This window comes from Chryseobacterium sp. NG-CE01, assembly GCF_055695505.1.
Genome location: NZ_CM146369.1, coordinates 2927447 through 2946747 on the forward strand (window position 1 = coordinate 2927447; position 19301 = coordinate 2946747).

At 37.8% G+C, this 19301-nt stretch carries 19 protein-coding genes; 7 read left to right on the forward strand and 12 right to left on the reverse strand.

Going from position 1 to position 19301, the window contains the following annotated elements:
- Positions 1 to 7: 7 nt before the first annotated feature.
- The 6 genes from ACYT6F_RS13585 to apaG all read left to right on the forward strand — a co-directional run bounded on the left by ACYT6F_RS13585 (position 8) and on the right by apaG (position 8779).
- Positions 8 to 1414, forward strand: coding sequence for a glycogen synthase (locus ACYT6F_RS13585; protein ID WP_472598196.1), 1407 nt, complete (start codon positions 8 to 10; stop codon positions 1412 to 1414).
- 144 nt (positions 1415 to 1558) lie between these two features.
- On the forward strand, positions 1559 to 2827 hold the full coding sequence (locus ACYT6F_RS13590; RefSeq protein ID WP_472598197.1) for a glucose-1-phosphate adenylyltransferase: 1269 nt from the start codon (positions 1559 to 1561) through the stop codon (positions 2825 to 2827).
- Positions 2828 to 2968: 141 nt separating this feature from the next.
- Entirely contained in the window at positions 2969 to 4009 is a 1041-nt protein-coding gene (locus ACYT6F_RS13595) for an SRPBCC domain-containing protein (protein WP_472598198.1), read from the forward strand.
- A 123-nt stretch (positions 4010 to 4132) separates the two neighbouring features.
- Positions 4133 to 6949, forward strand: coding sequence for a 2-oxoglutarate dehydrogenase E1 component (locus ACYT6F_RS13600; RefSeq protein ID WP_472598199.1), 2817 nt, complete (start codon positions 4133 to 4135; stop codon positions 6947 to 6949).
- A gap of 90 nt (positions 6950 to 7039) precedes the next feature.
- Complete coding sequence (odhB, locus tag ACYT6F_RS13605) at positions 7040 to 8308, forward strand: 2-oxoglutarate dehydrogenase complex dihydrolipoyllysine-residue succinyltransferase (RefSeq protein ID WP_472598200.1); 1269 nt, start codon at positions 7040 to 7042, stop codon at positions 8306 to 8308.
- A gap of 81 nt (positions 8309 to 8389) precedes the next feature.
- Positions 8390 to 8779 (forward strand): Co2+/Mg2+ efflux protein ApaG, encoded by a 390-nt coding sequence (gene apaG, locus ACYT6F_RS13610; RefSeq protein WP_169230739.1) that lies wholly within the window; start codon positions 8390 to 8392, stop codon positions 8777 to 8779.
- A 73-nt stretch (positions 8780 to 8852) separates the two neighbouring features.
- On the opposite strand, the gene ACYT6F_RS13615 is transcribed toward apaG, so the two are convergent.
- The 5 genes from ACYT6F_RS13615 to ACYT6F_RS13635 are packed head-to-tail and all read right to left on the reverse strand — an operon-like array spanning position 8853 to position 11877.
- Positions 8853 to 9095, reverse strand: coding sequence for an exonuclease domain-containing protein (locus tag ACYT6F_RS13615; RefSeq protein WP_472598201.1), 243 nt, complete (start codon positions 9093 to 9095; stop codon positions 8853 to 8855).
- A complete protein-coding gene (locus ACYT6F_RS13620) occupies positions 9077 to 9409 on the reverse strand; it encodes an exonuclease domain-containing protein (protein ID WP_472598202.1) in 333 nt (110 codons plus the stop codon). The genes ACYT6F_RS13615 and ACYT6F_RS13620 overlap by 19 nt, the downstream gene beginning before the upstream one ends.
- A gap of 5 nt (positions 9410 to 9414) precedes the next feature.
- The gene (locus tag ACYT6F_RS13625; RefSeq protein WP_472598203.1) at positions 9415 to 10017 is read right to left on the reverse strand and encodes a hypothetical protein; all 603 of its coding nucleotides are present in this window, start codon (positions 10015 to 10017) and stop codon (positions 9415 to 9417) included.
- Positions 10014 to 10985, reverse strand: coding sequence for a glycosyltransferase family 2 protein (locus ACYT6F_RS13630; protein WP_472598204.1), 972 nt, complete (start codon positions 10983 to 10985; stop codon positions 10014 to 10016). The genes ACYT6F_RS13625 and ACYT6F_RS13630 overlap by 4 nt, the downstream gene beginning before the upstream one ends.
- A gap of 7 nt (positions 10986 to 10992) precedes the next feature.
- Positions 10993 to 11877 carry a lysophospholipid acyltransferase family protein gene (locus ACYT6F_RS13635; RefSeq protein ID WP_472598205.1) on the reverse strand — a complete coding sequence of 295 codons (885 nt, stop codon included), beginning with the start codon at positions 11875 to 11877 and terminating at the stop codon, positions 10993 to 10995.
- 79 nt (positions 11878 to 11956) lie between these two features.
- Between ACYT6F_RS13635 and ACYT6F_RS13640 the strand changes: the two genes are divergently transcribed.
- On the forward strand, positions 11957 to 12532 hold the full coding sequence (locus ACYT6F_RS13640; protein WP_472598206.1) for a thioredoxin family protein: 576 nt from the start codon (positions 11957 to 11959) through the stop codon (positions 12530 to 12532).
- A gap of 40 nt (positions 12533 to 12572) precedes the next feature.
- Here the strand turns inward: ACYT6F_RS13640 and ACYT6F_RS13645 are convergent, their stop codons facing one another.
- From ACYT6F_RS13645 to ACYT6F_RS13675, 7 genes are all read right to left on the reverse strand, one after another.
- Complete coding sequence (locus ACYT6F_RS13645; RefSeq protein WP_472601123.1) at positions 12573 to 13997, reverse strand: aldehyde dehydrogenase; 1425 nt, start codon at positions 13995 to 13997, stop codon at positions 12573 to 12575.
- A gap of 111 nt (positions 13998 to 14108) precedes the next feature.
- The gene (gene rplI / locus ACYT6F_RS13650; RefSeq protein WP_169230733.1) at positions 14109 to 14609 is read right to left on the reverse strand and encodes a 50S ribosomal protein L9; all 501 of its coding nucleotides are present in this window, start codon (positions 14607 to 14609) and stop codon (positions 14109 to 14111) included.
- 159 nt (positions 14610 to 14768) lie between these two features.
- Complete coding sequence (rpsR, locus tag ACYT6F_RS13655) at positions 14769 to 15071, reverse strand: 30S ribosomal protein S18 (protein WP_002979091.1); 303 nt, start codon at positions 15069 to 15071, stop codon at positions 14769 to 14771.
- 31 nt (positions 15072 to 15102) lie between these two features.
- Entirely contained in the window at positions 15103 to 15444 is a 342-nt protein-coding gene (gene rpsF / locus ACYT6F_RS13660; protein WP_066434819.1) for a 30S ribosomal protein S6, read from the reverse strand.
- Positions 15445 to 15798: 354 nt separating this feature from the next.
- On the reverse strand, positions 15799 to 17154 hold the full coding sequence (locus tag ACYT6F_RS13665) for a chloride channel protein (protein WP_472598207.1): 1356 nt from the start codon (positions 17152 to 17154) through the stop codon (positions 15799 to 15801).
- A 37-nt stretch (positions 17155 to 17191) separates the two neighbouring features.
- On the reverse strand, positions 17192 to 17815 hold the full coding sequence (locus ACYT6F_RS13670) for a hypothetical protein (protein ID WP_472598208.1): 624 nt from the start codon (positions 17813 to 17815) through the stop codon (positions 17192 to 17194).
- Between the two features lie 159 nt (positions 17816 to 17974).
- Positions 17975 to 19288 (reverse strand): dihydrolipoamide acetyltransferase family protein, encoded by a 1314-nt coding sequence (locus ACYT6F_RS13675; protein ID WP_472598209.1) that lies wholly within the window; start codon positions 19286 to 19288, stop codon positions 17975 to 17977.
- Positions 19289 to 19301 lie beyond the last annotated feature (13 nt).

A 19301-nucleotide genomic window follows, 5' to 3' on the forward strand; every position in this document is an offset into this window, starting at 1 on the left:
TATAGAAATGGTAATTTATCATCTAAGCACGGAGTGTTACCCCGTGGCAAAAGTAGGAGGTCTGGCCGATGTAGTGGGCGCTTTGCCGAAGTATCAGAACAAAATTAAAGGTATTGATGCGAAGGTTGTTATGCCCTGGTATAACAAATCTTTTGTTTACGATCATGAGTTTGACATAGTTTTTGATGGCTTCATTCACCAGGGAGGAAATATGCTTCAGGTACAGGTTTTAAAGGAAAAATCAAATGTGTTGGGCTTTGAATTGTACATGGTAAAAATCCCGGGACTTTTAGACAGGGATAATCCTTACGGCTACCAGGATGAAAATTTCCAGTTTATTGCTTTTCAGCATGGTGTTCTTCATTGGCTGAGTGCGATGAACATCCGTCCGGATATTTTGCACTGTCACGATTATCATACAGGATTGGTTCCTTTTATGATCGAATATTGTCAGGAGTTCTCTTTCCTTAAAGGTGTAAAAACGGTAGGAACCATTCACAACGGTGAATACCAGGGAATGATGAGCTGGGAAATGGCAAGGTATCTTCCATCTTTTGATCAGTATAAGTGGGGATTAATGGACTGGAACGGGTTGATCAATCCTCTGGCAAGTATGATCAAATGTGCTAATGCCTTTACTACGGTTTCACAGGGGTATCTCGAAGAGCTTTATGTGAGCTTTCATGGTCTTGAAAGCCTTGTAAGAGATGAATTCAGTAAAGCGTACGGAATTATCAACGGTATTGACACCGAAGTTTGGAACCCGGAAACGGACCCGATGCTGGATTTTAACTTCAACAGTAAAAATGCTGTTGAACAGAAAAAGAAAGGCAAGGAAAAACTTTGTAAAGAATACGGGCTGAAACCGGAACTTCCTTTGTTTGCCTTTATCGGAAGGTTTGCCACCGAAAAAGGTGCCGATCTTCTTCCTGATATTGTCTGGAGAAGTATTAAACAAAGCTATGGAGCGCTTAACATCATGGTTTTGGGATCTGGTAACAGCTATATTGAGAATAAGCTTAAAGAATACGATTATACGTATACCAACTTTGCTTTGGATTTAGGATATAAAGAACATCTTTCCCATAAAATATACGCTTCGGCGGATTTTTTGCTGATGCCTTCAAGGGTGGAGCCTTGTGGTCTGAACCAGATGTACTCCATGAGATACGGAACAGTACCGATCGTTAGATATACAGGTGGTCTGAAGGATACAGTAGAAGATATTTCAACAGGAGGTGCGGGAATCAATTTTACCTATCCCGGAGTAGACGACGCAATTCATGCAATGAACAGAGCATTAATGCTGTATAATCAGAAGAGCGTAATGGAAAATCTTATTCATGCCAATATGAATTTTGATTTTTCATGGGAAAAGTCAGCAGAAAAATATATAGCTTTATATAAAAATTAAATTTTGGTAATTTTCATCTGAAATATAAAATTGATTAATTTCTAAAGTAATATTTGTAAAAACCTCATAGAAATCGAGTGGATTTATGAATATAGACACCAAAACAGAATAGTAAACTTAATAAAATAAAACGCAAAATAATTTATGAATCGCAATGTAATTTCCATTGTCTTAGGAGGAGGTAGAGGAACCAGATTGTTCCCGCTCACGTATACAAGATCAAAACCGGCTGTTCCCATTGCCGGAAAATACAGGCTGGTAGATATTCCTATTTCAAACTGCTTAAATTCAGGATTGAATAAAATCCTGGTTTTAACGCAATTTAATTCAGCTTCTTTAAATTCACATATTAAAAACTCTTACCATTTCGACATATTCAGTAAAGGATTTGTTGATATTCTTGCGGCAGAGCAGAATGTCGAAAACGAGAACTGGTACCAGGGAACGGCTGATGCGGTTCGCCAGTCAATGAAGCATTTAGACAAATATGATTATGATTATATCTTAATTCTTTCAGGAGATCAGCTCTACCAGATGGACTTCAGGGAAATGCTGGATTTCCATATCGAAAAAGGCGGTGATGTAACCATTGCTACCATTCCGGTAAATGCCAAAGATGCAACAGGCTTTGGGATCTTGAGTTCCGATGACGAAGGCAATATCACCTCTTTTGTTGAGAAACCTGGCTACGATATATTAGACGGTTTAAAATCCGAAGTTTCGGAAGAAAACAAACACGCAGGGAAAGAATACCTTGCTTCGATGGGGATTTACATCTTTACTAAAAGCATTTTGAAAAAAATGTTTGAAGAAGGAGCCGGTGACGATTTCGGAAAAGACATCATCCCGAATTCTATCGGGAAATATACCACCTTAAGCTATCAGTATGAAGGATACTGGACAGACATCGGAACCATTGAATCTTTCTACGAAGCCAATCTGGATCTTTGTCAGGATTTTCCTCAGTTTAATCTCTTCTCTTCATCACCAATTTATACAAGAGCGAGAATGCTTCCGCCATCAAAAATTAACGGTTCTTACGTGAGTAAAGCAGTTTTCGGTGACGGATGCATTATTTTGGCCGATAAGATTGAAAATTCCGTTATCGGAAACAGAACAAGAATCGATAAAGGAAGTACCATTGTAAACTCTTACGTTATGGGAGCCGATTTTTATCAGGATCCTGTAGAAATTATAAACAATGACACGAAGGGCCAGCCTAATATGGGAATCGGGAAATACTGCTATATTGAGAAAGCAATTTTAGATAAAAACTGCTACATTGGAGACAACGTACGCATCATTGGAGGAAAACATATCAGTGACGGCGATTACGGTACATACTCCGTTCAGGACGGTATTATCGTGGTTAAAAAAGGAGCAGTTCTGGCGCCGGGAACTCATATAGGATAATCAGGGTGGCTGAAGAAAAGGTGAAATTTGGGTTGTTTTAGTAATCACATTTCATCATTATGTCTTTTGTCTTACATTAAATAAATTAAACAGAGTGATCAGCATATTGGTCACTTTTGTTATTTTCAATACATTTGTACGATGCGTTTCTTTAAAATCATAGCAGCTATTGTTTTATTACTGATCGGGGCTTATGCAGCTTCAATGTACTATTTTGTGGATGAAAGCAAAGATTTTAAAATCGAAAAAGAGATCAATTATCCCGTTGAGAAAGTCTTTAACCAGTTTAATAATCTTCAGAACTTCACACGGTGGAATAATTTCTTTACAAGTTCCAATTCCATTGATATTGATTATTATACGCCTTACGAAGGTCAGGGAAGCTCCATCAGCTATGTTGATCCTAAAAATGAAACCGATGGGGAAATGTTCCTTCGTTACGAAAATCCGAACAAAACAATCAGGTACCAGCTGTTTGAGGACAAAAATGAAAGTCCTACGGTGGTTGATGTTAAGTTTAGGGCAGTAGCTCCCGAAAAAACCAGGATTACCTGGGTTGTGCATACTCCGAAATTATCTGTTTTGAAGCGTGTTGAAAACTTCTGGACAGAAGATCGTTTTGCCGAAAATATCGACAAAAGTATGATTAATCTTAACAATGTTTTAGGCAATAAAGTAGAGAAAGACAACCAGATGGCTGCCATAAAATACGATAGTCTGATGGTTGAAAATGAGGAAGAAAAGCTTCTCCTGGGAATTAATGTAAGCACATCCAACAAAAAAGATGCGCTATACAGAAATATTGTCATGAATTATAACAAAATCTATAATTACACCACAATGGATCTGGGTAAGAAAGACGATGAATTTGGCTTTCCCATCCTGATCACTGACGCAGACAATTATAAAGATAAAGAAGTTTCTTACTTTCTTGGGATTCCTTTGTCTAAAAAAATCGGACTTACGGATAACAACTTCAGTTTCAGGACACAAGGTCCTACCCAGAACTATATCATGTATTACAAAGGAAATTATGCCGGAAGAATAAAAGCAATTCAGCAGCTGATCCAGAAAGCAAAAAAAGATGAAATGCGTTTCGGGGATATCCGGCAGACGTTTTTAGAGCGTCCCGTAGAAGATGGCGATGTGAATATGAAACTCTCATTATCAGTATTTAAGTAAATTCATTAAATTTATTTCTTTTATAGTTTTTTTAATAGTTACGGGCTGTTCCAAGTCGGTTTTTTTTATTAAATTTGACGTTTAATTCTACAAACAAATTTTAATAACAGATAAACTGTAATAATGGACAGATTTTCATTCCTAAACGCAGCTCATTCTCAATTAATTGAGGATTTATACCAACAGTATTTAAAATTTCCCGACTCTTTAGAACCATCATGGAAGGCCTTTTTTCAGGGCTTCGATTTTGCTTTGGAGAATTACGGAGACGATGATTATACTCAATATACCCAGGCTCCGGCTGTTTCTGCTCCGGTAGTACAGCAGGCTGCACAGGCTGCATCAAACGGAGAGGTTCCTGAGCACATCAAAAAAGAATTTAAGGTGGTAAACCTTATCGAAGCGTACAGAACGAGAGGACATCTGTTTACGAAAACCAATCCGGTAAGAGAAAGAAGACATTATGCCCCGACTTTAGATATCGAAAACTTCGGTCTTGACAAGTCTGATTTAAATACAAAATTCAACTGTGCGGTGGAAACAGGGATGAAAGGTCCTGCAACATTACAGGAACTTATCACTCACCTGGAAAACATCTACTGTGATTCTATCGGGGTAGAATACATGCACATCAACAATGTTGAGGAAAAAGATTTTATAAAAAAATGGATTCAGGTTAACGAAAACCATCCAAGCCTTTCGGCAAATGAAAAAACTGAAATATTATTAAAATTAAATCAGGCCGTAGCGTTTGAAAATTATCTTCATACAAAATTTGTTGGGCAGAAAAGATTCTCTCTGGAAGGTGGTGAAACATTAATTCCGGCATTGGATCAGCTGATTTCAAGATCTTCACAGCTGGGCGTAGATGAGGTTGTTTTAGGAATGGCGCACAGAGGAAGACTGAATGTTCTTACCAATATTTTCGGGAAATCTTACAAACAGATCTTCTCAGAATTTGAAGGAAAAGAATTTGAAGAAGATGTATTCTCCGGAGACGTAAAATACCATTTAGGTTCATCTAAAAAGATCAAAACAGCTTCAGGAGAAGAGGTGGCCATCAACCTTACCCCGAACCCGTCTCACCTTGAAACGGTTGCTGCCCTTGTAGAAGGGATTTGCCGTGCAAAAGTAGATGACAAATACAAAGGAGATTATTCTAAAATTTTACCGATTGTGATTCACGGTGACGGTGCTATTGCAGGGCAGGGTATTGCTTATGAAGTGGCCCAGATGATGACTCTGGAAGGCTACAGGACTGGCGGTACGGTTCATATCGTGGTGAATAACCAGGTTTCCTTTACAACGAATTACATCGATGCAAGATCCTCAACATACTGTACAGACATTGCAAAAGTTACTGAATCTCCGGTAATGCATGTGAATGCAGATGATGCCGAGGCAGTTGTTCATGCTATTCACTTTGCTGCCGATTTCAGAGCGAAATTCGGAAAAGATGTATACATCGATTTATTAGGATACAGAAAATACGGCCACAATGAAGGTGATGAACCAAGATTTACACAGCCGAACCTATATAAAATCATTTCAAAACATCCGAATCCAAGAGAAATCTATAAAGATAAATTGTTGAAAGACAGCGTAACCTCAAATGATGTGATCGCTAAAATGGAAACGGAATTCAAAGCGCTTTTAGATGAAAATTTCGATGCATCCAAAGAAATAGAGAAAAACGTCATGGATCTGTTCATGGCAGATGACTGGACGAATTATCCTATTGCAAAAAGAGGGGCCGTTCAGACACCGGTTGATACGAAATACAATCTTGAGAAGCTGAAAGAACTGGCTGTTAAGATGTCTACACTTCCTGCTGATAAAAAGTTCCTGAATAAGATCACAAGGCTTTTTGAAAACAGAATTAAAGCTATCGAAGCGAATTCATTAGACTGGGCTATTGGAGAATGGCTGGCTTATGCGACGCTTTTAGTAGAAGGTCACAATATAAGAATTTCCGGGGAAGATGTGGAGAGAGGAACGTTCTCACACAGACATGCCGTGGTAAAAACGGAAGATACGGAAGAAGAATTTATTCCGTTAAGACATGTTTCAGAAAGCAGATTTGATGTGTACAATTCTCATCTTTCAGAATATGGAGTTTTAGGTTTCGATTACGGATATGCAATGGCTTCTCCTAATACATTGACAATTTGGGAGGCTCAGTTCGGAGATTTCGTAAACGGAGCACAAATTATTGTAGACCAGTACCTGGCTGCCGCAGAAGAAAAATGGAAAATTCAGGATGGTCTGGTAATGTTGTTGCCACACGGTTCGGAAGGGCAGGGTGCAGAACACTCTTCGGCAAGGCTGGAGAGATTCCTTACACTTTGTGCCAATGAAAATATGGTTGTTGCCAATATTACCTCTCCGGCAAACTATTTCCACCTGTTGAGAAGACAGTTGAAATGGTCATTCAGAAAGCCGTTAATCGTAATGAGTCCGAAATCATTATTGAGACACCCGAAAGTAGTATCTCCACTTGAAGATTTCGCCAACGGAGGCTTCCAGCCAATTCTTGATGATCCTGCTGCAGATCCTAAAAAAGTAGAGAAATTAGTATTGTGTTCAGGAAAACTATATTTCGAATTGCTGGCTAAAAAAGAAGAGCTGAATGCTGAAAATATTGCACTGGTAAGATTCGAGCAGTTATATCCTTTACAGGCTGATGCTATTGAGGCTATCTTTGAAAAATATTCAAACAGAAAAGAACTGGTTTGGGCTCAGGAAGAACCTGAAAATATGGGTGCATGGTCTTATATCTTAAGAAATTTCAGAGATACGGGAATTCAGGTTGTAGCTCCGGTTCCAAGCGGTGCTCCGGCTCCGGGAAGTCACAAAATGTTTGAGAAAAACCAGAATGCAGTAATCAACAGAGTATTCGACAGAAATGATGCTCCGGTAAAAAGACCCGTAACCGCTTAAATTTGGTAGAATTTAGAAAAAGTCTTTTTGTCTTTTATCTATTTTCTTAAAGTCTAAAAAATAAATAATTAAAAAAATAAAAAATACGATATGTCAGTTTTAGAAATGAAAGTTCCTTCACCGGGCGAATCAATTACAGAAGTTGAAATTGCAACCTGGCTTGTTAAAGATGGCGATTATGTAGAAAAAGATCAGCCTATCGCCGAGGTAGATTCAGACAAAGCAACGCTGGAATTGCCTGCTGAACAAAGCGGTGTAATTACTTTAAAAGCTGAGGAAGGTGATGTTGTACAGGTAGGACAAGTGGTTTGCTTGATTGATATGGATGCTGTAAAGCCATCCGGAAGCGCTGCTCCTGCTGCTGAAGCTCCAAAACAGGAAGAAGCTCCAAAAGCTGCTGAACCTGCAAAACAGGAAGCTCCGGCTCCACAGCCTGCGGCCCAACCAGCAGCAGCTGCAACACAAACTTATGCAACAGGCGCTCCATCTCCTGCAGCTAAAAAAATTCTTGATGAAAAAGGAATGGATGCTGCACAGGTTTCAGGAAGCGGAAGAGATGGCAGAATCACAAAATCAGATGCTGAATTAGCTGCTGTTCCTGCATTGGGAGGAAACCCGGTAACCGCTACAGGTTCAAGATCTACTACAACCACAAAACTTTCAGTTCTTAGAAGAAAAATTGCTCAGAGATTGGTTTCTGTAAAGAATGAAACGGCGATGTTGACCACCTTCAATGAAGTTGACATGTCTGAAATCTTCAGACTGAGAAAATTATATAAAGAAGAATTTGCCCAGAGACACGGTGTAGGACTTGGTTTCATGTCTTTCTTCACAAAAGCCGTTACAAGAGCTTTACAGATGTATCCTGATGTAAATGCATCGATCGACGGAGATTTCAAAGTAAACTACGATTTCTGCGATATTTCAATTGCCGTTTCTGGTCCTAAAGGATTGATGGTTCCGGTATTGAGAAATGCTGAAAATATGTCTTTTGCAAGTGTTGAAGCCAATATTAAAGATCTTGCCACTAAAGTAAGAGATGGAAAAATCACGGTAGACGAAATGACAGGAGGTACATTTACCATTACCAACGGTGGTACATTCGGTTCTATGATGTCTACACCAATTATTAACCCTCCGCAATCTGCTATCTTGGGAATGCACAATATCATCCAGAGGCCGGTAGCGGTTGACGGACAGGTGGTGATTCGCCCAATGATGTACGTAGCGATGTCTTATGACCACAGAATTATCGACGGAAAAGAGTCTGTTGGATTCCTGGTTGCAGTAAAAGAAGCCATCGACAATCCGGTAGGAATTTTAATGAATGGAGATGAAAGAAAAGGCTTAGGCTTATAATTTCAAAAAAAGAATTATACCATAAATTTAATCTCGCTCTAAAAAGGGCGAGATTTTTGTATATTTTAAGGAAATACCAAGATGATGTTCTCGAAAATGACTTCCAATATCAAAGTTTCAGTAATACCTGAATATGATAGCAAAAACAGTTATCCATCTGAAAACAGATATGTTTTCAAGTATAATATAACGATCGAAAATGACGGTAATTTTCCGATTAAAATCCTCAAAAGAAAATGGTTGATTTTTGATGTAGGATTCGGCTATACGGAGATTATCGGAGACGGCGTTATAGGACTGACACCAGAAATTTCCAGCAATGAAAATTTCGCCTATTTTTCCAATGTAATGCTTCGTTCCGGAGTAGGAAATATGAGTGGAAAATACCTTGTCAGAAATATGGAAACCCAGGAAAATTTTGAAATTGATATTCCGAAATTTAACCTCTTGTCAGAAGTTTTAAGCAACTGATAATTCTGCAATCCGGAATTAATTCTATAATTTGGAATTTATCCTTTATGTTTTAGTTTGAAACAGAAATAAATTAAAGTTTTTTTATCTTTAATTTCATCAGTTCATGTACTTCTTCATTGCTTGTTAGAAACAGCTTTTCAAAAGCCAGTAAAGATATTTTTGCGCACACTTCTGCATCATCGCCCGCTCTGTGGTGGTTGAAGTTTAGCTGGTGGTATTCCGCCAGATGTTTCAGCCCGTACCGGGGAAGATAATTCCAGGATTTTTTGGCTAGCTGAATACTGCATAAGTAATTTAATTTAGGAGTGAACATCCCGTAATGATTCTCAGGCATCCGCGTAAAACACCGGCATCAAATCCTGCATTGTGGGCAATCATTAGAGTTCCGTACATCATTTCCTCTACTTCATACCAGATTTCGTCAAACGTAGGAGCATCTTTTACATGATCAGGTAAAATTCCGTGAACATCTACATTAAAAGGACTGAAGTAAGGAAAGCTAGGCGGTTTAATCAGCCAGGTCTTGGTTTCTACAATTTTAGAATCCTGCACAATACACACTCCCAGTTCACAAGCAGAATTTCTCTCATGGGTTGCGGTTTCAAAATCTATTGCACAAAAATCCATACTTATTATGTTGTTATTTTAAAAAACAAAGTGCTTTTATTGGTGGAAACCTTTGTAATATCGCTTATTTCACGGCTGAACTTTTCTTTTAAGGTATTTGCAGTAACATCGTCATTATCACTGATGGTAATAATAAAACCTGTAATTACATTTTTACGTTCAGGAGTGTTAATAGTTTCTTTCAGAATACTTCCGTGGATTATTTTTTCAGAAAGAAATTTATTAAGATTATCTACCGCTTTTTTATTAGCATTTTTATTTATTGTGATACGGAATCTTCCGCCATGTATACCATCCTGAAGCCTTACCAGATAAACGGAACCTTTTTTAAAATTCACTTTACCCTTTCTGTCAACTTTGTCCCGGATATCTTTAAAAGAAACCGCTTTTTCAGATACGGATTTTTCCTTTTCAGGATCCATATTATCTACGAGATCTCTGAACGAGAAGATGGTAACCTTTACAGGATCTTCGTCTTTTACCTTTTCCGTGCCTTTGTCAGATATTGTCCTGATACTGTAGCTTTTGTCAATGGCAGACCAGGCGTTTTTTTGTGAAAATCCGAGCTGGAATAAAACCAAAAATAATAATAATGAAGTTGTTTTCATTTCAAATAATGTTTTAAAATCAACCATTTTGATTGATAAAATTGATGTTTCTGATGCTTCTGGCGTCTTTTCCATGTCCCCGGAATATGGGTGTAAAAAGCAAAATGTGCTTTTCCTACCGCCCAGAAATGGGAGATTCCATATTTATAGCCAAAATATATTGCTGCAAGCCCGTCAAGACAAAGTCTCGAAAACAGCACAAAAATTAGCTGTGGAAAAGGTAAATTTTTCAACAGCATTGAAAGATTATTCCTCATATTAAGGAATGTTTTTTTTGCGCTTTGCTTATTCAGTGTTCCTCCTCCTACATGATATACTTCAGATTTACCGGTATAAAAAACCTTTTTCCCCGAATTAATCAGTCTCCAGCAAAGGTCAATTTCTTCCTGATGGGCAAAGAATCTCTCATCAAAACCATTTTGTTCCCAAAAATCTTTGGAACGGATGAATAAACAACATCCTGAAGCCCAGAAAATTTCCGTTTCATCATTGTATTGTCCGTGATCATCTTCAATATCATCAAAAATTCTTCCCCTGCAGTACGGATAACCCAGATTGTCAATCAAACCTCCCGCAGCACCCGCAAATTCAAAGTAATTTTTTCTTTCATAGGAAAGGATCTTAGGCTGTGCCGCCGCAATTACCGGATCTTTTTCAAATAGCTGCAGTACCGGCTCCGCCCAGTTTTCAGTAACTTCTACATCCGAATTTAGAAGACAGTATATTTCGTTGTCAATATGTTTTAATCCTTCATTATAACCGCCCGCAAAACCGTAATTTTTATCATTTTTGATAATCTTTACTTCCGGGAAATAATGCTGTAAAAAATCAACGGAATCATCAGTAGAAAAATTGTCAACTACATAAATATCAGATTGTGGAGAAAAACGCACTACACTTGGAAGAAATTTTTCAAGCCATGATTTTCCGTTCCAGTTTAAGATGACAACAGCTAACTTTTTTGACATTCGGTTTTTACTTTTTTTCTGAATCAAAATTTTTAATAGAATCCTGATATTTCCATTTTCTGTGTGACCAGAGATAATTGTCGGGACGTTTATTAATAGTGTTTTCCAATAATTTATGGAATTTTTTTACGACCTCATGTTCCACAAACTTTTCCCCGTCCGGATAGATCCTGTGATAGTTTACCTGATAAAATCCACGCTTCACCTTTTTCATTTCACAGTAAATGAATGCAAGATCCATTTTCGTTGCCAGTCTGTCATAGCCCGTAAAAACAGGGGTTCTCTGATTAAGGAACTCCAGCCCGTAGGTAATGTGTGCAAAATGTGGAGTCTGATCGGCCACAAACATGTAGGCAGAGCTTCCGTCATTTTTTGATCTTACAATGTTAAGAATTACTTCTTTTGCTTCAAGAGCTTCATTCCCGAATTTATTTCGGACATTCTTCATCTGGTTTTCCCAGAAGTCACTGTTGACCTTTCGGTATACGGGGTGACAATGATTCTGGGGAATTATTGTTGCCAATGCATTGATCCACTCCCAATTGAAAACATGTCCGGCAAGAAGGATGATATTTTTACCCTCTTCTTTCGCTTCGTGAAAAAGTTCCTGGTTAATATGCTGCATCCTTACCCTCGATTCTGTTTCCGAAATGCTGAAGGATTTAATGGTTTCCACGAGGTAATCTGAAAAATTACGGTAAAAGTTTTTCCTTATTTCTTCTATTTCTTGGTCAGATTTTTCTGGAAATGAATTTTTGAGATTTTTGGTTATAACATTCTTGCGGTAGCCAACTAAATAGTAATTCAGAAAGAACATGATATCCGAAAATACATATAATATTTTCAGAGGCATCTTAGAAATGAAGTACAATATCTTGATTAAAAAATTCATAAAACAGGCAAATTTACGGATAATAAAATTATGGTTGTATTTTTGCATGCAAATAGTCATATTTTTTTAATTTTACCATATGAAAAAGTTATCATTAATAGTTTTTTTGGGGATTAGCTTTTTTGCTTTCTCCCAGAATGTAAAACAGCAGGCGGACGAAAGAAAGAATGATGAAAAGGCGCTGTTGATAAAGACCGATCATTCTGAACTGGATGCTAAAAAGAAAGCTGCGGAAGAGAAGGCAAAATTACCAAAGCCTTATGATCCGAAAGCTGATGCCGGGAAAGATATTCAGAATCTTATTGCCAAAGCCAAAAAAGAGAAAAAAAATATCATGATCCAGGCAGGAGGCAACTGGTGTATCTGGTGTCTGAGATTCAATCAGTTTGTTCAGACCACACCGGAACTGAAGACAATAGTTGATAAAAACTACGAATATTATCACCTGAATTATTCTCCGGATAACAAGAATGAAAAAGTTTTTGCCGAATACGGAAACCCAGGTGAGAAATTCGGATATCCGGTTTTCATTATTCTTGATATGAACGGAAAAATGATCCATGTTCAGCAGAGTGATGTTCTGGAACAAGGGAAAGGATACAGCCTTGAAAAGGTAAAAGAGTTTTTCAATAAATGGACTCCAAAGAAATCATAAAAACCGGGAATTTCCCGGTTTTTTTCTTTTAAAGCATCTCTCAGAAATTAATAATCTTTCGGATCCACCCCAGTTTCTTTTCAGAGTAGGGTGGATATTTTATATCGGGTTCGCCCCAGGTTACTTTTTCCAGAATAGCTTTTTGGTGAGAAAAAGTCTCAAAGCCGAATTTTCCGTGGTAATTTCCTATTCCCGAGTTTCCTACACCGCCGAAAGGAAGATTTTCATTACCCAGATGCATCATGACATCATTGATACAGCCTCCTCCGAAAGAGAGTTTATTTTTAAAGATTTCTTTCTCTTCAGGATTATTGGTAAACAGATAGGCTGCAAGAGGCTTTTCAAGCTCACAAATACGGTTGATGATGATATTGTAGTTCGTAAAAGAAATAACAGGCAGAAGAGGCCCGAAAATCTCTTCCTGCATGATCTTGTCAGTCCAGCTGATGTTCGATAGGACAGTGGGTTCTATAAATAATTTTTCACGTACATAATTTCCACCGGAATAAATTTTATCGGCATCTATAAGAGCGGCAAGACGGTCAAAGTTTTTAAGATTGATAATTTTGGTGTAATGCTCGGAGTCCGCCTGGTAATTGAAGTCCTTGATATATTTTGTAAGCGTTTCAAGAAACTGTTCTTTTACCGTTTCTTCAATCAGCAAATAATCCGGAGCAACACAGGTTTGGCCGGCATTCAGAAATTTCCCCCAGACAATTCTTTTAGCTGCAACTTCAAGATTGGCATCTTTGGTAACAATGGCCGGAGATTTACCGCCAAGTTCCAGGGTTACGGGAGTCAGGTTTTTTGAGGCGGCTTCATATACTATTTTCCCTACTTTAGTACTTCCGGTAAAAAATATTTTATCGAATCTGAACTTCAGCAGCTCTGTGGTTTCTTCTACACCGCCCTCGTAAGAGTACAAATATTCAGGTGGAAAATTTTCATTGATCAGTAGGGTGATTGCCTTCATTGTATTTTCTGCAATCTCACTGGGCTTTACAATACAGCAGTTTCCTGCGGCAAGTGCTGCAACGACAGGGGAGAGCGAGAGCTGATAAGGGTAGTTCCATGCTCCGATAACCAGTACATTTCCCAGCGGTTCCGGAAAAATGATGCTTTTTCCAATTTGGTTGATAAGATTGGTGCTTACTTTTTTAGGCCTGGAAAGTAATTTCAGATTTTTCAGGTAATAATTGATATCGTTAATAATGAATGAAATTTCCGTAGTGAACGTATCAAATTCTGATTTGCCGAAATCTTTTTTAATAGCTTCATACAGGAGCTTTTCATTGCTGATGAGAAGTGCTTTAAGCTTCTCAAGGTACATTTTCCGGAATCTGATATTTTTCGTCTGATGGGTGCTGAAAAATTCTTTTTGCTTTGAAACAATTTCACTGATTTCCATAAAAATAATTTCCGGAACTAAAGCAAATTTTCTGCCTAAATGCTTTTTAACGGTTATGGAATCCCATAGCTAAGAATCTATATTTACAATAATTGTACAGGAATGGTATATAAAAAAGAAAAACCACTTCAATTTGAAGTGGTTTTGTATGGTAAAAAGTCTTATCGATTAAGCCTCTTCAGATTTAGCTTCTTCCTTTTTAGCAGGAGCAGCTTCTACCGGTGCATCAGATACGATATCGAATTCGAAATTGTATTCTACATTTCTGTGTAGTCTGATGTTAGCAGTTACTTTACCCGTTCTTTTGATAGTGTTTCCTGGGATTTTGATGTATTTCTTCTCTACAGATACTCCTGCTTTTCCAAGAGCTGCAGAAAGATCTGCATTGTTGATAGATCCGAATAATTTATCACCAGAACCTACTTTTGCAGGAATAGTAATAGAAGTTTTTTTCAATTGCTCAACTACAGCGTTTGCAGCAGCGATTAATTTAGCTTCTTCTTCTTTTCTCGCTTCCAAAGTAGCTTCAAGAGCTGCTTTGTTTTTAGGAGTTGCCAAAAGTGCGTATCCCTGAGGAATTAAGAAGTTTCTAGCATAACCTGGCTTTACGCTTACTGTGTCGAATTCAAGACCTAAATTTTCTACGTCTTTTTTTAGGATAATGTCCATTGTTGTTGTCCGTTTTTTAGTTTTAGAGAAAAGAACAAAGAAAAAAGAAAAAAGACGGGTGTCTTAGAAATTATTTCTTTTCTTTAATCTAAAAATCGTTAGAATTAATGATGTATTCAGCAACAAAAAGCCAAAAGCTAATGGCTAATTGCAATTTTTTTATTTCAATAAGTCAGCTACGTATGGTAGTAACGCAAGGTGTCTTGCTCTTTTGATTGCAGCAGAAACTTTTCTCTGGTATTTCAAAGAAGTTCCGGTGTATCTTCTTGGTAAGATTTTACCTTGTTCGTTTACGAACTGTAATAAGAAATCAGCATCTTTGTAATCAACGTGCTTAATTCCGTATTTTTTGAATCTACAATATTTCTTTTCAGATTTTGTATTGATATCAAGCGGAGTAAGGAATTTTACTTCAGATTCTCCTCCAGCTGAGGCTTGTTTAGCCATTTCGTCTATTGCCATGTCTTGTAATTTTAAAAAATAGGGTTAATAATTAAGCTTTAGCTGCTTTTACTTTTGCTCTTCTAGTTACAGCGTAGTCAACAGCGTGTTTGTCTAGTTTTGTAGTAAGGTAACGGATCACTCTCTCATCACGCTTGAATGCCAATTCTAAATCAGCAACTACAGAACCTTCACCTTTAAATTCAATTAAAGTGTAAAATCCGTTCTTTTTCAATTGGATCGGGTAAGCTAATTTTTTTAATCCCCAGTTTTCTTTAGCAACGATTTCGCAGTTCTTTTCTTTGATAAGATCTACATACTTGTTCACTGCTTCCTCCACCTGAGCTTCAGATAGAACGGGAGTTAAAATGAAAACAGTTTCGTAATTGTTCATAATGTTAAAAAATTTGTTAATTATTTCGAGGTGCAAAAGTAGGGAATATATTTGTAATATACAATAAAGTCGAAGAATTTGTTAAATATTGATATGCTTAGCCATAAGGGTTGCCTGGAAAAATATATTTCTTTGTAAAAGGAGCTTTTTCCCGCTCTCACTACTCGCTTTTCCCTTGGTTCCGCGGCGGCTTTGCCGCCGCCGGAACCAAGGGAAAGAGCTCAGACATGCCGTTCGATCGGGGCTAGGAAATGACAGCGTCAACATCACGGCAAGATTTCTTCAAATTTTAACGCTCCTTAATAGATTTCATTCCTGATGCTTTAACACCATTAAATTAAATCAGAATAACAATTAATCTTTCTCTTTCCGTATCTCTTCCAGGAAACCAACTTTGATCAGATCATACAGAGAATGCCTGCTGACAAGAATTGAGGCAATGGAAGAAACCATCCCCGCAAGCATCAGATGAAATATTAATGAATGCCTATCGGTCATTTCCAGAACAATAATGGCTGATGTAAACGGAGCTCGTGTAATACCGGTTAAAAAAGCAACCATACCTCCAAGAACTACGACGTTGGTTTCATTCGGGCTCAGATCAATAAATCCTGAAATTACGGAACCTACGGTGGCGCCTGCCGTTAAAGCCGGTGCAAAAATACCTCCCGCACCTCCGGAAGTAAAGGATAGCGCAGGTCCTAACATTCTTAAAACAGGAACATACCAGTCTTCGTGTTTTTCATCAGTGTAAAGAATACGCTCCATGATTTCTTTTCCCGATCCCAAAATTTCAGTGTTGACAAAGTATGCGAGAGAAGCAATAATTAATGCGGAAATAATAAGAAAAGCAATATTGGCCCTGTCTGTTTTCAGTTTTTTCTTTTTCCAGGCCGTAATTCTTAACATGATTACGGAAAGCTGACTGGCAAGAATTCCTGCAACTCCGGCAACAAGCATGATCGGGAACATGACCATTAATGAAACATCATTGGTCTTCGGATAACCTAAATATAAATAAGATCCGGCCAGTGTCTGGGCAGTAAGACCGGCAATAATAACAGCCGTAAATAAGGCGGTTTTAAAATAGTTGATATGAGTCTTCGAAAGTTCCTCCACAGCAAAAACAATTCCGCCGAGAGGGGTGTTGAATGCTGCGGCAAGCCCGGCTGCAGCACCTGTCATGATCATATTTTTCTTGGAAATCTTAGGCCACCATTCCGGAAGGTATTCATTTACCTTTCTGAAAACGGAACCGGCCACCTGGATCGTAGGACCTTCCCGGCCAACCGCACCGCCTCCGATAACCAAAATGACGGATGAAAGTATTTTGAAAACTATAATTTTTAGGCTTAATAAGTTTCGTATTTTTTTATGCTCTTTCGGATTGGCAAGCTCTACCGCGGCCATCACCTGTGGAATGCCGCTGCCTTTAGCATATGGAGCAAATTCTTTCACCAGCCACCACGATAATACAAAACCGATGGGAGCAATAATGAAAATCATCCACAAATGCCAGTTCAGGATATAATTCAGAAGATGTTCTCCCCAAGCGAAGATTTTAGCGTACATCACCGCTACAAAACCTGTAATTATAGAACCGATCCAAAAAGGAATCGCCTGCAGCAGATTATGCTTCAGCTGTTCGTTGTGGATATTGTCGAAGGACTTTTTTAATGATCTTCGGATCAGAATTAGAAATTTCAGCATTCTGTAGATTTGGATGGTCAGTATAAAAATACAGAAATTATATTTGGTTTAAAAATTCTGCAACAATTATGCTGTTTTCAACAGAAAGATTTTTAGGAAGCCCGAAACATAAAATATTGTTTTTAATTTCCAGCTTAAAATCTTCATCAGGAAAAGATTTTATTATTTCCTTTCTTTTGGCGTCCAAAAAAGCCATGGCTTTATATTTATCACTTCCTAAAACATAAAAATCACTGAATGAATTATCTTTAAAATTGATATTAAAGCTGCTGAATATTCCCGCGATTCTGTCTGCCCACTTCTTTTTGTTGACTGAAATATAACCAAATTCACCTTCCAGTGTTTTCATGCCCCAAATTTGTAAATATTCTGTCTGAGCAGGTAAACGACGGCCTTGTATTGATTTCTCGATTTTGTTAACAATGAAAAGATAAAAAGAATGCTCTTTATTTTTATCCGTAATAAAGTAGCATATTCTGGGTATGAAAATTGATATTTCCTTACCGGAATCAAATTCATGAAATGGTGAGTCTTTGATATCAATAACAGCAATATCATAGATCCCGAAAAGTTCATCATATACCTGAAAAATCAGGTTCTCTTCTTCTTTTGAAAAATCAAAAAGTTTTTTGACATCAAGTTTTCTGAAATCAAGTTCCATTGCAATGAATTTCTTTTAAAGATATAATTTATTCAAGATCGTAAAAAACCTCCGGAAAATTCCGAAGGTTTGTATGGTAAAAATATTTCGACAAGCTCAACATGATAATTACATCATTTAATTTAATTGATATTAAGTTTAATTGCTCATTACTAATTACTATATTTCTGTGTTCAGATCCCAGTTTTCAAGGTAATCATGAACATGTTTAAGCATCATTCCTCCCAAAGAACCGTCTACAACTCTGTGGTCGTATGAGTGAGACATGAACATTAAGTTTCTGATCGCAATTACATCTCCGTCCGGAGTTTCAAGAACGGCTGGCTTTTTAACGATCGCCCCGATTGCCAGGATAGCAACCTGAGGTTGAGGAATAATAGGAGTTCCCATTAAATTTCCGAAGCTTCCTACGTTAGAAATCGTATACGTCGCACCTTGAGTATCTTCAGGTCTTAATTTTTTGTTTCTTGCTCTGTAAGCTAAATCGTTGATTGCTTTTGCCAATCCTGAAAGTGATAGCTGATCTGCATTTTTAATGACAGGAACAATAAGGTTTCCGTCCGGTAAAGCCGTTGCCATACCGATATTGATGTTTTTCTTTTTAATGATATTTTCACCGTTAATAGAAACGTTGATCATTGGGAAATCCTGAATGGCTTTTACTACTGCTCTCACGAAAATCGGCATGAAAGTAAGCTTCTCACCTTCACGTTTTTCAAAGAGAGATTTATTTTTATTTCTCCATTTAACGACGTTGGTTACGTCTGTTTCGATGAAAGAAGTTACGTGTGGAGCAATTTGTTTTGCTTTCACCATATTTTCGGCAATGATCTTTCTCATTCTGTCCATTGGAATGATCTCATCACCTGCAGCAGCTGTAATGGTAGCAGCCGGAGCTGATGTTGCAACAGGTTGTGAAGCCGGAGCTGCCTGTTGTGCCGGAGCAGCTTGTGGAGCAGGCTGATTTCCTCTGTTTTTAACGTATGCTAAAATATCTTCTTTGGTAATTCTTCCTTCCAGACCGCTTCCTTTGATGGACTTCAGTTCGGTTTCGGAAATATTTTCCTGTTGTGCAATTGATTTTACAAGTGGAGAAAGATAAAGATCTCCCGAAAATTCTGTGGAAGCAGATACTTTTAACGGTTCTTCGATCGTTTTTAAGATTTCGGCATCCGGAGCGGAAGCAGGAGTTTCCGTAACGGTTTCTTCTGAAGCTGTGTTTCCTCCTTCTCCTTCAATCTCTAAAATAGCAATAGCTTCGCCTACTTTTGCAACCTCGTCTTTCTCTTTTAAAATCTTTACGATTTTCCCCGAAACTGGTGTCGGAACGTCTGAATCTACTTTGTCAGTTGCAATCTCCACTACGGAATCATCTTCTTTCACATTATCTCCTTCGTTGAATAACCAGGTGATAATTGTCGCTTCCATAACACCTTCTCCCATGGAAGGAAGCAATAATTTGTACTCTGCCATTTTTAATTTTTAG